Source organism: Actinomadura soli (genome assembly GCF_005889715.1).
Lineage (GTDB): Bacteria > Actinomycetota > Actinomycetes > Streptosporangiales > Streptosporangiaceae > Spirillospora > Spirillospora soli.
This window is the reverse complement of the sequence record NZ_VCKW01000032.1, coordinates 1-13,453: the sequence shown is the minus strand read 5'-3', so window position 1 is coordinate 13,453 and position 13,453 is coordinate 1. Positions and strand designations below refer to the sequence as shown.

12 protein-coding genes are annotated in these 13,453 nt (G+C 73.7%); 9 read left to right on the top strand and 3 right to left on the bottom strand.

Annotation, left to right across the window (positions count from 1 at the left end; genetic code table 11):
- Nucleotides 1-45: 45 nt before the first annotated feature.
- From ETD83_RS08805 to ETD83_RS08790, 4 genes are all read left to right on the top strand, one after another.
- Entirely contained in the window at nt 46-570 is a 525-nt protein-coding gene (locus ETD83_RS08805; protein WP_138644572.1) for a MarR family winged helix-turn-helix transcriptional regulator, read from the top strand.
- Entirely contained in the window at nt 567-1,406 is an 840-nt protein-coding gene (locus ETD83_RS08800) for an EamA family transporter (RefSeq protein WP_138644571.1), read from the top strand. Before ETD83_RS08805 ends, ETD83_RS08800 begins: the two co-directional genes overlap by 4 nt.
- A gap of 161 nt (nt 1,407-1,567) precedes the next feature.
- Complete coding sequence (locus ETD83_RS08795) at nt 1,568-2,779, top strand: family 2 encapsulin nanocompartment cargo protein terpene cyclase (RefSeq protein WP_138644570.1); 1,212 nt, start codon at nt 1,568-1,570, stop codon at nt 2,777-2,779.
- 103 nt (nt 2,780-2,882) lie between these two features.
- On the top strand, nt 2,883-3,737 hold the full coding sequence (locus ETD83_RS08790; RefSeq protein ID WP_138644569.1) for a geranyl diphosphate 2-C-methyltransferase: 855 nt from the start codon (nt 2,883-2,885) through the stop codon (nt 3,735-3,737).
- Here the strand turns inward: ETD83_RS08790 and ETD83_RS08785 are convergent.
- A complete protein-coding gene (locus ETD83_RS08785) occupies nt 3,715-6,720 on the bottom strand; it encodes a BTAD domain-containing putative transcriptional regulator (RefSeq protein ID WP_138644568.1) in 3,006 nt (1,001 codons plus the stop codon). The genes ETD83_RS08790 and ETD83_RS08785 overlap by 23 nt on opposite strands.
- Nucleotides 6,721-6,800: 80 nt before the next feature.
- Between ETD83_RS08785 and ETD83_RS08780 the strand changes: the two genes are divergently transcribed.
- Nucleotides 6,801-7,670: an NAD(P)-dependent oxidoreductase gene (locus tag ETD83_RS08780; RefSeq protein WP_138644567.1), complete on the top strand. Its 870-nt coding sequence runs from the start codon at nt 6,801-6,803 to the stop codon at nt 7,668-7,670.
- Between the two features lie 23 nt (nt 7,671-7,693).
- Here ETD83_RS08780 and ETD83_RS08775 read toward each other — a convergent pair whose 3' ends face one another.
- Nucleotides 7,694-8,419: a hypothetical protein gene (locus ETD83_RS08775; RefSeq protein WP_138644566.1), complete on the bottom strand. Its 726-nt coding sequence runs from the start codon at nt 8,417-8,419 to the stop codon at nt 7,694-7,696.
- 182 nt (nt 8,420-8,601) lie between these two features.
- Between ETD83_RS08775 and ETD83_RS08770 the strand changes: the two genes are divergently transcribed.
- A complete protein-coding gene (locus tag ETD83_RS08770; RefSeq protein ID WP_138644565.1) occupies nt 8,602-10,053 on the top strand; it encodes a carbon-nitrogen hydrolase family protein in 1,452 nt (483 codons plus the stop codon).
- Nucleotides 10,054-10,072: 19 nt separating this feature from the next.
- Here the strand turns inward: ETD83_RS08770 and ETD83_RS08765 are convergent, their stop codons facing one another.
- Nucleotides 10,073-10,867, bottom strand: a complete 795-nt coding sequence (locus tag ETD83_RS08765) for an IPT/TIG domain-containing protein (protein ID WP_138644564.1) — start codon at nt 10,865-10,867, stop codon at nt 10,073-10,075.
- A 193-nt stretch (nt 10,868-11,060) separates the two neighbouring features.
- On the opposite strand from ETD83_RS08765, the gene ETD83_RS08760 reads away from it, so the two are divergent.
- From ETD83_RS08760 to ETD83_RS08750, 3 genes are all read left to right on the top strand, one after another.
- A complete protein-coding gene (locus ETD83_RS08760) occupies nt 11,061-12,752 on the top strand; it encodes an ExeM/NucH family extracellular endonuclease (protein WP_230420769.1) in 1,692 nt (563 codons plus the stop codon).
- A 103-nt stretch (nt 12,753-12,855) separates the two neighbouring features.
- Nucleotides 12,856-13,167, top strand: a complete 312-nt coding sequence (locus ETD83_RS08755) for a hypothetical protein (RefSeq protein ID WP_138644562.1) — start codon at nt 12,856-12,858, stop codon at nt 13,165-13,167.
- A 57-nt stretch (nt 13,168-13,224) separates the two neighbouring features.
- Nucleotides 13,225-13,453 (top strand): LLM class flavin-dependent oxidoreductase (locus ETD83_RS08750; RefSeq protein ID WP_138644561.1); only part of this gene is annotated, 229 nt, incomplete at its 3' end.

Sequence of the window (13,453 nt, the reverse complement as noted above, 5' to 3'; positions counted from 1 at the left end):
GCGCGCTACCCGGCAAGCATCCCACGGAGGTATCATGCATGAGTCATGCATGAACAACGGCTGGCGAACCTTCTCGGCGCCGCCTCGCTGGCGGTGACCGATCTCGTCCTGGCCGGGGCCACCGGGGCCGGGCGGGTGAGCGCGAGCGGCGCCGCCGCCTTGATCGTCCTGGCGGACGCGCCGGACCTCGGCGTCACCGAGCTGGGGCGCCGCGTCAGGCTCACGCAGTCCGCCGCCGCGCGGATGGTCGACGGCCTGGAGGCCGCCGGCCTCGCGCGGCGGCGTCGCGGGGAGGGCCGCGCCGTCGGCGTGCGGCTCACCCCGGCGGGCGAGGACGCGGTCCGCGACATGCTGGACGCGCGCGGCGCGCCCCTGGCGGGCGTGCTCGACGTCCTGGACGACGACGAGCGCGAGACGTTCGGCGTCCTGCTGGGAAGGCTCCTGGCCCGCCTGTACGCGGAGATCGGCGACGCGGAGGTGATGTGCCGCCTGTGCGACCGGCGGTGCTGCGTCAGCGGCGCGGTGTGCCCGGTCGGCCAGGCCGAACGCGACGCGGCGGGGGGCGTGTGACGGGCGTCCTCCTGGCCTTGGCTTCGGCGCTCGCCTACGGCGTCGCCGACGTGGCGGGCGGTCTGCTGTCGCGCCGCGCGGACTTCAGGGCGGTGGCGCTGCTCGGGCAGGCGGGCGGACTCGCGTGCGCCGTCGCCGCCGCGCTGTGCGTCCCCGTGGACGGGATGGACGCGACGTCCCTCGGCTGGGGCGCCCTGTCAGGCGTCGGGACGGGCCTCGCGATGGTGTTCCTCTACCGGGGCATCGGGCGCGGCGACATGAGCGTGGTCGTCCCGGTCAGCGCGGTCGGCGGGGTGGCGCTGCCCGTCGTGGTCGGCGTCGCGCTGCTGGGCGACCGTCCGTCGCCGCCCGCGTGGGCCGGCATCGCGGTGGTGCTGCCCGCGCTGTGGCTGGTGTCCCGGTCGAACTCGGACGAGCACGGCAGGGTGCGCGCGGCGATCGGCGACGGGCTCGTCGCGGGCGCCGGGATCGGGATCCAGTACCTGGCCCTCGCCCAGGCGGGCGACGGCGCGGGGATCTGGCCGGTCGCGGCGGGACGCGTCGCGGCCGTCCTCACGATCGCGCCCCTGCTGTGGACGCCCGGATTCCGCCTCCCCACCGGAAGGCTCGCGTTCTGGTCGGCGGCGAACGGGGGCCTCGCGGCGGCGGCGCTCGTCTGCTACCTGCTGGCCACCCGGGAACAGCTCGTCGTCGTCGCGGTCGTCCTGTCGTCGCTGTATCCGGTCGTGCCCGTCCTGCTCGGCGTCACCGCGCTCCGCGAACGGCTGTCGGCCGCGCAGGCGGCCGGGCTCGTGGGCGCCGGGGCCGCCGTCCTGCTCCTGACCGTGCCCGTATGACGGCGGATCCCGCCGCGCGGACGGCGGTTACATCCTGTCACCGTGAGGCAAGGTCATAGCCGGTTGTAGCAGGAGCAAAGCTGTGAGTAACTGTTCCCCGGAGCCGCACGGCTCTCCGGAGGGACCCGCGACCACACCTTTGATCAGCGAGGAGACCGACCATGGACGAACTGCTGGCGGAGAGGGTGAACCGGCTCCTGACCGGCCCGACCGGACTCGGGACGTCGGCGGCGCGCATCCCGAACGCGCTGGCCGCCGAGCCCACGACGACCGTCCCGCCCCTACCGGAGGCGGTTCCGTCCGCGGCCGAAGCGGTCCCGCCCGCGCAGGACGTGGTGCCGCCCGCGTCCCGCCTTCCGAGTCCGAGGCGCAAGGGCGGCCATTTCTCGCCCGGGTACGCGGAACGGGAATGGGGCGACGGCTCCTTCCCCCCGCTCTACTGCCCGCTGACGGCGCGCGTCGACGACGACCTCGCCTGCGAGGTCAACGACCGCCTCGTCGCGTGGGCGGAGGAGGTCGGCATCTACGCCGACCAGCTCGACAAGTTCCGCGACACCGGCTTCGGGCGCCTCGCCGTCCTCGCCCACCCCGAGACCGACGACGTCGACCCGCTGCTGTTCGCGGCCAAGATGAACGCCGCGTGGTGGGCCTCCGACGACTACTACGCCGACGAGAGCGACCTCGGCGCCACCCCGACCAAGCTCCCGCCCCGGCTGGCGCTGGTGATGTCCGCGATGGACCCGCCGCCCGGCGCGGGCAAGTACACCGACCGGCTCGAAGAGGCGCTGCGCGCCGACCCCGTGCTGGTCGCGATCCGCTCGGCCGCCCAGCACCTGCGGCGGCTCGCCGGGCCGTCCCAGGTCATGCGGATCTGCGGCATCACGTTCCAGATGTACGTGAGCTGGACCGCCTACGCGGCCTGGCGGCACCTGGGCGAGCTGCCGCCGGTGTGGCGGTACCTCGCCGCGCGCCAGCACGACAGCTTCTACACGTCGATGACGCTGATCGACATCGTCGGCGGCTACCAGCTCGACGCGAACCTCTTCTCCGAGCCGCGCGTCCACCGCGCGGTGATGCAGGCCGGCACCGCCTCCGTCATCGTCAACGACCTGCACTCCGCGGAGCGGGAGGCGGCCGACGACCTGCCCGACTGCAACGTCGTCCTGCTGATCGCCGAGGAGGAGGGCTGCCCGCTGCGCGAGGCCGTCGAGACCGCCGTCGAGATGCACAACCACTTCGTCCGGGGGTTCGAGGCGAGCCAGAAGGAGCTGGCCGCGGTCCCGTCCCCCGAGCTCCAGCGGTTCCTGCTCGGTGTGCAGGGCTGGATGGCGGGCGGCTTCGAATGGCACGGATCCACCGGCCGCTACAAGTGACCACCCGACCGGCCCGGCCGGCCGGACGATCCCCACCGGCCGGACGACCCCCATCGGCCGAATGACCCGACCACGCATCCCCGTCGAGAAAGGATCATCGGATATGGGCTCCACCCAGGGCACCGCGGTTCTCAACAGCCTCTACCAGCACTCGGTCGCCGACTACTGGAACACCGAGAAGAACCCGGTCAACCTCCGCCTGGGCGAAGTGGACGGGATCTACCACCACCACTACGGCATCGGCGCGGTGGACTGGACCGTCCTCGACGGCCCGGCCGAGACCCGCGAGGAGCGGACGATCGCCGAGCTGCACCGGCTGGAGACCGCGCAGGCCGACCTGCTGATGAGCCATCTCGGCGCCGTCCAGCCGTCCGACCGGCTGCTGGACGCGGGGTCGGGGCGCGGCGGGTCCAGCCTGATGGCCCACGAGCGGTTCGGCTGCCAGGTGGACGGCGTGTCGATCTCCGAGTCCCAGGTCGCGTTCGCCAACGCGCAGGCCGAGCGGCGGGGCGTCGACGGCAAGGTGCGCTTCCACTTCAAGAACATGCTCGACACCGGTTTCGAGCCCGGCGCGTTCCAGGCCATCTGGAACAACGAGAGCACGATGTACGTCGAGCTGGGCCTGCTGTTCGCCGCGCACGCCCGGCTGCTGCGGCGCGGCGGCCGGTACGTGTGCATCACCGGCTGCTACAACGACGCCTACGGGCTGCCGTCGCGGGCCGTGAGCGAGATCAACGCGCACTACATCTGCGACATCCACCCGCGCAGCACGTACTTCAAGGAGATGTCGGCGAACAGGCTCGTCCCGGTGAGCGTGGTGGACCTCACCTCCGCGACGATCCCGTACTGGGAGCTGCGCGCCAAGTCCACGCTCGCCACCGGCATCGAGGCGGCGTTCCTGGACGCCTACAAGGGCGGCAGCTTCCAGTACCTCCTCATCGCCGCCGACCGCGTCTGAGGCGGGCCTCGATCCGGTCGACGTCGCCGCGTTCCGCCGCGGGCAGCGGCGCTCCGGCGGCGTCCCGGGCGGCGGACGCGGCGTCCAGCGCGGCCGCGGCCTCGTCATGGCGGCCCGCCAGGGACAGCGCGCCCGCCGTCCCTTCCAGAGCCAGCGCGATCGCCCGCGGGTTCCCGGTCGCACGGGCGGCGGCCAGGCCCTCGGCATGCAGGCCGAGGGCCTGGTCGGCGTCCGCGCGCAGTTCGGCGACGAAGCCGAGTTCGGCCAGCAGGAACGCCATGCCGGGCGCGCCGTCGATGTCGCGGACCCAGTCCAGCCAGCGGCGCAGGATCGTCTCCGCCTCGTCCAGGCGGCCGCGGCGGCGCGCCGCCAGCGCCAGCCCGATGTCGGCGAAGTTCTCCATCCGGCGGTGCGATTCGCGGACGGCCAGCCGCCGGGCGCGCTCGTGCAGGTCGTCGGCACGGTCGAGGTCGCCGGTGAGCAGCGCGACGCGGCCGAGGCGGGACAGGGCGCCGGACGCCTCCGTCCAGAGCCCGAGTTCCTCGGCGTCGCGCAGCCCGCTTTCGTGCAGCCGGGCGGCGCGGGCGTAGTCGCCGGTCACTTCGGCGAGGACGCCGAGGGTCTCGGTGGCCTGGAGGCGTCCCCAGCGGTCGCCCGCCGTCCGGAACAGCTCCATGGCCCGCTCGCCGTCGCGTCCCGCCCCCGGCAGGTCGCCCGCGGAGAGCGCCTGCGCGGCGCGGGTGGCCAGCGCCGCCGCCTCACCCCACGTGTCGCCGTCGGCCCGGAAGCCTTCCAGGGCACGCGCGGTGAGCTCCTCGATCGCGTCGAGGTCGCCGAACCCGCCGCGGACGAACCCGAGGAACCATTCCGCCCACGGGTCCTTCTCGTCGTAGGCGGCCAGGGCCTGGCGGCAGCGTTCGTCGCGGTCGTGCCCGTCGCCGTCGAGCATCGCGAAACCGGTGTGCCAGGTGGTGGCCACCGCCGTCAGCGCCGGATCGCCGCCGGGGACGGCGAGGGCCCGTCCGAACGCGCGGCGCGCCTCGCCGGGACGGCCCCACCGGAACCAGGCCCAGCCCATCGCGTTGACCAGCCGCAACGCGAGGTCTGCCGCTCCGTCCTCGACGGCCGTTTCGAGCGCGGTCCGCAGGTTCCCGGACTCGGCCCGCAGCGTGCGCAGCGCCTCCCGCTGGCCGGGGCCGCACAGGTCGGCGCGTTCGGCGAGCGCCGTGTAGTACCCGGCATGAGCCCGGCGCACCGCCTCGTACTCCCCCGCCTCGCGGAGACGCTCGACGCCGTACGCGGCGATCGACTCCAGGAGGCGGTAGCGAGGGCCGTCACCGGTCACGACCAGGGAGCGGTCGACGAGGCTCGCCAGCACACCGACGCCGGCGCCGCAGACCTCTCCGGCCGCGTCGAGCGTGCAGCCGCCCGGGTGCGCCGCCAGCCGCCGCAGCACCGCCCGTTCGGGTTCGCTGAGCGGCTCCCAGCTCCAGTCGATGAGGGCGCGGAGCGTCCGCTGCCGCGCGGGTGCGTCCCGCGCGCCGGACGACAGCAGCCCGAACCGGTCGTCCAGCCGCGCCGCGAGGCCCTCGACGCCGAGTGCCCGGACGCGCGTCGCGGCCAGTTCGAGCGCGAGCGGGATGCCGTCCAGCCGCGCGCAGATGTCCGCGATGGCCGCCTGCTGACCGGTCTCCGCCGCCGCGCCGGGCGCGAGGCCCGCCCGGTCGGCGAACAGCGCGGCGGCGTCGCGGACGTCCAGCGGCGGGACGCTCCACAGCCGCTCACCGGAGATCCCGATCGGCTCACGGCTCGTCGCGAGGACGCGCGGCTCGGCGGCGGCCCGCAGCAGCCCCGCGGCCAGGCGGGCGACCGGTTCGACGACGTGCTCGCAGTTGTCCAGGACGAGCAGCATCCGCTTCCCGCGCAGCGCCTCGCCGAGCCTGGCGGCCGGGCCGCCCGCGATGCCCGCGTCGTCGCGCAGCCCCAGGACCCCGGCCACGAACGACGCCACCTCGTCTGCGGATGCGCCCGCCTTCAGGCCCTCGTCCAGCGCGACCAGCCAGACACCGTCGGGGTGCCGCTCCCGCACCCGCCGCGCGACGGCCACCGCCAGCCGCGTCTTCCCGACTCCGCCGGGCCCGGTCAGCGTCACCATCCGGGCGGCGGCCAGGGCGCCCGCGACCTCGTCCGCCGCCGCGTCCCGTCCGACCAGCGGGGTGACGTCGGCGGGCAGGTTCCCGGACGCGGGCAGGGTGCGGCGCAGGATGGCGAGGTGCAGGTCGGACAGGGCCGGGCCGGGGTCGGCGCCGAGGTCTTCGCCGAGCCGCCGCCGGAGGTCCTCGTAGGTCGTGAGCGCCTCGGCGGGACGGCCCGCGCCGTAGAGGGCGCGCATGTAGGACGCGCGGAGCCGTTCCCGGAGCGGATGCTCGCCGACGACGCCGCGCAGTTCCGCCGCCAGCGCCTCGTGGTCGCCGAGTTCCAGCCGCGCCTCGGCTCGCGCCTCCACCGCCGCCAGCCGCAGTTCGTCCAGGCGGGCGATCTCGGGCGCGGTGAACGGCGCGTCGGCGAAATCGGCGTAGGCGGGGCCGCGCCACAGGGACAGCGCGTCCGTGAGGAGCGCGGCGCGGGTCGCCGGGCCCTCGGATGTCCGCGCCTCAGCGACGAGCTCCTCGAAGCGCGCGGCATCGCCCGGGCGGGCGTTCAGGCGGTAGCCGGGCGGGCTCTTCTCGACCAGGGCGCGGGCGCCGGGTTCGGCGTCGTCCAGGGCGCGGCGGAGCTGGGAGACGCGGGCCTGGAGGGTCGCGGACGGGTTGGCGGGCAGGTCGTCGCCCCACAGGTCGTCGATCAGGCGGCCGGACGCGACGGCCCGCCCGGCGTGCGCCAGCAGGTCCGCGAGGAGGGCGCGGACCTTGCGGTCGGCGACCCTGACCGGCGCACCGTCCCCCGTCCGCACGTCCAGCGGGCCGAGCACCCCGAAGCGCATACCGCCACCGTAATGCGGCCCGAAGGGTTCCCGAAGCCGCGCGCGGCAGGCTCGTTCTCCTGATGGAGAGGGGATTCGCCATGACCGAACAGAAATCCGTGACCGTCCTCGGGCTGGGGCTGATGGGGACGGCTCTCGCCGAAGCGCTGCTGAAGGGCGGGCACGCCGTCACCGTCTGGAACCGTTCGCCCGGCAAGGCCGAGCCGCTGGCGGCCAAGGGGGCCCGGCGGGCGGCGACGGCGGCCGAGGCGATCGCGGCGAGCCCGGTGGTGATCGTCTGCCTGTCCGTGTACGCCAACGCGGACGACGTCCTGGCCGGGGACGTGCTGGCCGGGCGCACCATCGTCCAGCTCACCAACGGGACGCCGCAGCAGGCGCGGGCGCTGGCCGGCCGCGTCACCGGCGAGGGCGGACGGTACGTCGACGGCGGCATCATGGCCGTCCCGCAGATGATCGGAGGGCCGGACGCGCTCGTCCTCTACAGCGGCGACGAGACCGCGTTCGAGGAGAGCCGGGCGCTCCTGGACGCGTTCGGCACGCCGCATTTCCTCGGCGGCGACCCGGGGCTCGCGCCGCTGTTCGACCTCGCGCTGCTGGACGTCATGTACGGGATGCTCGCCGGGTACTTCCATGCGGTCGCGCTCGTCCGGTCGGAGAAGGTGCCGGCGGCGGAGTTCACGCCGATGGTCACGGCGTGGCTGACCGCGATGATGGGGTCGTTCCCCGCATACGCGCACGCGCTGGACGAGGAGGAGTTCGGCACCGACGTCTCCAGCGTGGCCACCAGCCAGGTCGCGTTCCCCGGGCTGCTGGACACCAGCCGCGACCAGGGCGTGGACCCGGCCCTCCTGGCCCCGCTGCGCGACCTGCTCGACCGCGCGGTGGCCGAAGGCCACGGCGACGACGGCCTGGCCCGCCTGGTCACGCTGCTGGAGCGTCCCGCGTCCTAGCCCGGTCAGCCGTGCCAGCCGGGTCAGCCCTGCGCGGAGCGGGGCGGCGGCTCCGGGGGCGGGGACGAGTGGCTCAGGTCCGGCAGGCCCGTTTCCTGCCGCTGTGGGACGGCGTCCGGTGAGCGCGGCGCGGGGTCGGCGGCGGGACGGGCTGGCTCGGCGCGGCGGGCGGCACGGCCGGACGGCTCGTCCTCGCTGAGGTCGCCGGTGAGGAGGCCGGAGTTCTCCAGGTAATGGTGGCCGCGGGGCGTCAGGTCCCACGCGTTGTGGCGCCACTCCTTCCTGCGCCACACGACGCCCGCGGAGAGCAGCTTGCGGCCCACCCGGCTGATCTCCGTCTCGTCGGTGCGGAGCTCGGCGGCGAGGTCCTTGTTGGACAGGCCCTGGCGGCGGTACACGGCGATGAGGAAGCGGGCGGCGTAGCCGTCGGGCTGCAGCGTGAGCTGGAGGCCGGACGGGAGCCGCTTGAGCGCCCAGTGGACGACGTCGATCAGCCCGAGGATGCGTCCGCGCTGCTCGCGCTGGGCTCCGTCGAGGGCGTTGACGTCGAGGTAGTGGCGGTGCAGCCATTGGAGCCCGTCCTGGCATTCCACCAGGGCGGGCTCGTCGGCGCTGAGCGAGGCGTCGGTGATCAGCATGCCGAGGGCGCTGAAGTGGCCGTCGCTGATGACCTTGGCGTGTTCCATGGCGTCGATGAGGCGCCGGACCTCCGTCCGGCGGTCGTGGGCAGGGGCGGGAACAGCGCTCATGGTCACTCTCCAAAGGTTGACGAGCACCGCCGGGATCCCTCCAGCATGGGGTGCGTGCCAAGTGAATGTCAAGTGATGGGGGCGTACCGGTCACTGTTGCCGACGACACTGAATCTGACCCCGGCGGGAGTTAGCATCGATCCACCACCTGTAACAGTGCGTGTCAACCCCCGGGGGCGCTTATGACGGATCAGTTGGCCGAAGCCGACTACCCGGCCGAACCAGCTGATCTCTTCGTCCTGCTCTACGACTCGATCGCGGACGGCGTCTTCCAGGACTGGACCGCCACGCGCTGGTACGCCGACGAGCGGGTCCGGCGGCGGGCCGGCGAGATCGCCGAGACCGTCCTGGACGACGGCGTCCTCGACCCCGCCGAGACCGCGGAGATCATCGCCGCGCGCGGCGACCGCGGCCGGTTCACGATCATGCTCGGGCTCGACATCGCGCTCGCCCACGCCAGCCCGTTCGGCCCCTACCACGGCGCTCCCGCGCTGGCCGCGGTGCTGGTCAACTACCTGACCGAGGGCAAGCTGAACGGCCACGGCACGACGGGCGCGCTGCTCCCCCGCTGCGCCTTCCCCGGACGGCCGCGCGGGCTGCGCGCCAAGGCGGAGTTCTTCGGCGTCCACCGCGTCCCGCCGCAGGTGTGGGACAAGATCGACCACCGCGTGCTGCCCGCGGTGAACGACCCGCACTTCAGCCGGGACGAGTCGGTCGCGGTCGGGTGCGCGCCGGTGCTGGAGACCTTCGACGACGTCGACATCGAGTTCGAGCAGCGGCACGGGATGACCGTGTACCGGCTCCGCCCGATGGACTCGTCCGGCATCCGCAGCCGGGTCAAGGCGATCGTCCGGCGGCTCGACGAGTCCGGCGCGCAGCTCGCCGTGATGCCCGAGGCGTCCCTGTCGGACTCGCTGCTGGAGCTGTGGAAGGAGGTCGCGTTCGACACCGCGGGACGCGACCGGGACCGGCGCCCGCTGCGGTTCCTGCTGCTCGGCAGCGGCCCGCTCGGCCGCGAGGACCCGCCGCCCAACCGCGCCGTCCTGCTCGACCGCTGGACGGGGCAGGAGCTGCTCGTCCAGGACAAGCTGTCCGGCTTCACGCTGGACGCGGGGCAGATGAGGCTGTGGCGGCTGCCGGACGCGCCGCCGTCCGGCACGGCCGTGGAGTACGCGAGGCCCGGCACGCGGATCCGCCTGCTCGACTCGTCGCTCGGCCGCCTCGCCGTCCTGATCTGCGAGGACCTCGGACGTTCGAGCGGCTGGGAGCGCGAGCTGGAGTCGTGCGGCGTGTCCCACCTGCTCGTCCCGATCTTCTCCAAGCCGATCCTGGAGCACCGCTGGGAGGACCAGGGCGCCGAGCGGCAGGTCACCGGCCTCGGCACCTGGGTGACGGTGTCCAACAGCCTCGCGGTCGGCGCCGCCATCCCGGACGAGGACCTCCCCGGCACCCGCTACACGTGCCTCGTCTCCGGGCCGAAGACCCTGCACCGCACCGCGTACGTGACCGAGCGCCAGTTCGGCGTGTCCAGGACGGGCGCCGAACTCGGGCGGCTGCCCACCTCGGAGCTGCCCCGCGTCTTCCCGGGCGCGGCGTACGAGGTCTGGCACGAGCACTGGCAGGACACCGAGTAGGCGCCGCCCGGCGGGCAGCTCACTCGACCGTGAACGGCTCCGGGCTGGTGGCGGCGCCGTCCGGGGTGTTCACGATCGGGGGCCCCGAGGTCGCGCCCGCGGGGACCGTCGCGCGGACGAGCGTGTCCGTCGCGTCGATGACCGACGCCCGCGCGCCGCCGAACCGGACGTCCGTCGCTGACCCCAGCCCGCTGCCGTGGAGGGTGACCGCGACGCCGACCGGCCCGCTGACCGGCTCCATCCCGTCGACCACCGGCGCGGGCGCGTGGTCGCGGCCCGGCCGCGCCGGTGCCAGCAGCGTCGCGAAGACGGCGCGGAACTTCTCCGCCGTCTCGCGGGAGAACTGCCCGACGAGCGCGGCGATGGCCGCCACCCCGTACGGGTTGACGTCGGACGGGCCGCCCAGCGGCGAGGTCAGCCCGCCCCGTACGACGAGGTAGACGACCAGCCCGAACAGCGCCCCGACGAACGGCAGCAGCAGGTACATCATCAGCCAGCTCCGGCGCAGCGCGCGGTTCCCGACGTACCAGTAGAACGACCGCAGGACGTGCGCGACCGAGCCGAGCGCGCCCGCGGCCATGACGATCACGAACAGGCTCGTCTCGCGGGACATGACCGGCGACCACCCCGCCAGGTGCAGGGTCTTGGACGCCGGCGCGATCTCGGTGCGCCCGTCGGGCCCGGTCTGCGGCCCCGGCGGCCACGCCTGGACGAGGACGGTCACCAGCACCGCCGTGAGGACCATCAGCACGGCGAACACGACGACGATGTCGCGGGTGCGGGCGTACTCGGATCCGACCGGCGACTCGGCCACGGCTCTCCCTCTGCTGTCCTCGTGCGCGTGCTGACCGTTCCTTGGTTCCTGCCGGATATCGAGGACCGGCCGGACGGTGTTTCTTTTACCCGCTGATCAAGCGCGCCCCAAGAATCCGACAATCCATTGCAAATTGGTGGAGTCTTCATTAATGGTTCGCGGACCGCCGAGCGCGCGGCCGTACCCTCCGGCCATGCGCCGAACAGCAGCAGCACTCGCGGCCGTCCTGACCGCCGGCCTCACCGCCGGGGCTCCGGCGGCCGCCGCGGCGGAGCCGTCCGCCTGCGACACTCCCGCCGATCACCGGATCGCCGATGTCCAGGGCGGCGGCGGCGCGAGCCCCGTGGCCGGCCGGACCGTCCGGGTCGAGGGCGTCGTCACCGCGGACTTCCAGCGCTCCGACCAGCTCAAGGGCTTCTTCGTCCAGGACCCGGCGCCCGACCGGGACCCGGCGACCTCCGACGGGATCTTCGTCTACTCGACCACGGAGGTCGCGGCGGGCGACCGGGTGCTGGTGACGGGCAAGGCCGTCGAGTACAACGGGCTCACCGAACTGTCGCCCGTCTCCGCCGTGGACGTCTGCGGGACCCGGAGCCGGATCGCTCCGGCCCGCGTCCGGCTCCCGTTGCGGGACGGCGCGACCCTGGAGCGGTACGAGGGCATGCTGCTGCGGTTCGAGCAGAGGCTCACCGCGACCGAGACCTACACGCTCGGACGGTACGGAGAGGTCACCGTCTCCGCGGGCGGCCGCCTCTTCCAGCCGACCGACGGGCACGGCTCGACACAGGAGCGCAACGACGCGTCGAGGCTGCTCGTGGACGACGCGTCGAACGTCCAGAACCCGGACACGATCCCGTACACCGACCCGCGCGTCCTGCGGATCGGCGACTCGACATATGGGCTGACCGGCGTCCTGAACTACGGGTTCGGCAAATACCGGCTGGAGCCGACCCGGACGGCGCATTTCGCCGGCACCAATCCGCGGCCGGCGAAGCCGCGGCACGTCGGTGGCGACGTGCGCGTCGCGAGCTTCAACACTCTCAACTGGTTCACGACGCTGAACAAGCGCGGCGCGGACACGGCGGAGGAGCAGGAGCGGCAGCTCGCCAAGCTGACCGCCGCGCTGAAGGGCCTGGACGCCGACGTCGTCGGGCTGATGGAGGTCGAGAACAACGGCGACACCGCCGTCAAGGCCCTCGTCGACCGGCTGAACCAGGCCGCAGGCCCCGGAACGTACGCGTGGGTGCGGCACCCGTACCCGGGGACGGACGAGATCCATGTCGCGCTGATCTACAGGCCCGCGAAGGTGACGCCGTCCGGCGCGGCGCGCTCCTCGGAGGACCCGATCTTCGACCGGCCCCCGCTGGTGCAGACGTTCCGGCCCGCCCGGGGGACGACGCCCTTCACGATGATCGTGAACCACTTCAAATCGAAGGGCTGCGACGGCGCCCAGGGACCGGACAAGGACCAGGGCGACGGGCAGAGCTGCTACAACGCCCGCCGCGTCGCGCAGGCCAAGGCGATCAGCGCCATCGCGGCCGGCGCGCAGAACCCGCTCGTCGTGGGCGACCTCAACGCCTACGCGTCCGAGGACCCGGTGAAGGTGCTGACGGGCGCCGGTCTCGTCGGGCAGACGGAGCGGTTCGTCCGTCCGGACGAGCGGTACAGCTACGTCTTCGATGGCCAGGCGGGGGAGCTGGATCACGTGCTGGCGGGACGGTCCCTGTCGCGGCGCGTGACCGGCGCGACGATCTGGCACGTCAACAGCGACGAGCCGGTGTTCCTCGACTACAACACCGAGTTCAACCCGGCCCGGTTCTACAGGCCGGACGCGTTCCGTTCGTCCGACCACGACCCCGTCCTGCTGGGGCTGCGGCTGCGCTGAATCTGTTGGCCGGTCGTCCAAGAAGGGGGGCGGCCGGCCCTCGCGCGGGGCGATCACGAAGCGTATGATCTACATCACTTTCGCCAGTGATCGGTGTGCTCGCATGACAGAAGCCGTTTCCACCGCCTCCGTCCCCGCGCCCGCCTCCGGTACCGCGTTCGGCATCGGCGCGGACGGGACCTACACCCGGTCCGGCCAGGCGGCCGCGTTCGTCCTCGGCGTCCTCACCATGTTCGCCTTCCTGCCGCTGCTCGTGGTCGCCGCGATGCTCTACACGCGGTCGGAGACCGTGTTCGCCCACGATCCCGCGCGGGCGCGCAGGCTGGTGAACTGGTCGTGGGTCGCCATCGGGGTCCCCTCGGCCATCGCCCTCGTCGTCCTGGCCGTCGTCGGCCTCGGCGCGCTGCTGAAGTAGCGGCGCGTTGCCCGGGCGGCGGGAAGAGGACCGGGCCGCCGGGGGTTGTCGCTCGTTATGAGCGTTTCCTTCTCCGTCCTGGACCTCGCGCCCGTCGTCAGCGGCTCGACGTCCGGCCAGGCGCTGCGCAACACCCTCGACCTGGCCCGGCACGCCGAGCGGCTCGGATTCCACCGGTACTGGCTGGCCGAGCACCACGCGATGCCCGGCATCGCCAGCTCGGCGACGGCCGTGCTGATCGGGCAGGTCGCGGCGGTGACGTCCGCGATGCGGGTCGGGTCGGGCG

Excerpts from the sequence above, each read along its gene's own strand:
- ETD83_RS08795 (WP_138644570.1), top strand. The coding sequence starts at position 1,568 with ATGGACGAACTGCTGGCGGAGAGGGTGAACCGGCTCCTGACCGGCCCG.
- ETD83_RS08785 (WP_138644568.1), bottom strand. The coding sequence starts at position 6,720 with ATGCGCTTCGGGGTGCTCGGCCCGCTGGACGTGCGGACGGGGGACGGT.
- ETD83_RS08805 (WP_138644572.1), top strand. The coding sequence starts at position 46 with ATGCATGAACAACGGCTGGCGAACCTTCTCGGCGCCGCCTCGCTGGCG.
- ETD83_RS08760 (WP_230420769.1), top strand. The coding sequence starts at position 11,061 with ATGCGCCGAACAGCAGCAGCACTCGCGGCCGTCCTGACCGCCGGCCTC.
- ETD83_RS08780 (WP_138644567.1), top strand. The coding sequence starts at position 6,801 with ATGACCGAACAGAAATCCGTGACCGTCCTCGGGCTGGGGCTGATGGGG.
- ETD83_RS08770 (WP_138644565.1), top strand. The coding sequence starts at position 8,602 with ATGACGGATCAGTTGGCCGAAGCCGACTACCCGGCCGAACCAGCTGAT.
- ETD83_RS08755 (WP_138644562.1), top strand. The coding sequence starts at position 12,856 with ATGACAGAAGCCGTTTCCACCGCCTCCGTCCCCGCGCCCGCCTCCGGT.
- ETD83_RS08790 (WP_138644569.1), top strand. The coding sequence starts at position 2,883 with ATGGGCTCCACCCAGGGCACCGCGGTTCTCAACAGCCTCTACCAGCAC.
- ETD83_RS08775 (WP_138644566.1), bottom strand. The coding sequence starts at position 8,419 with ATGAGCGCTGTTCCCGCCCCTGCCCACGACCGCCGGACGGAGGTCCGG.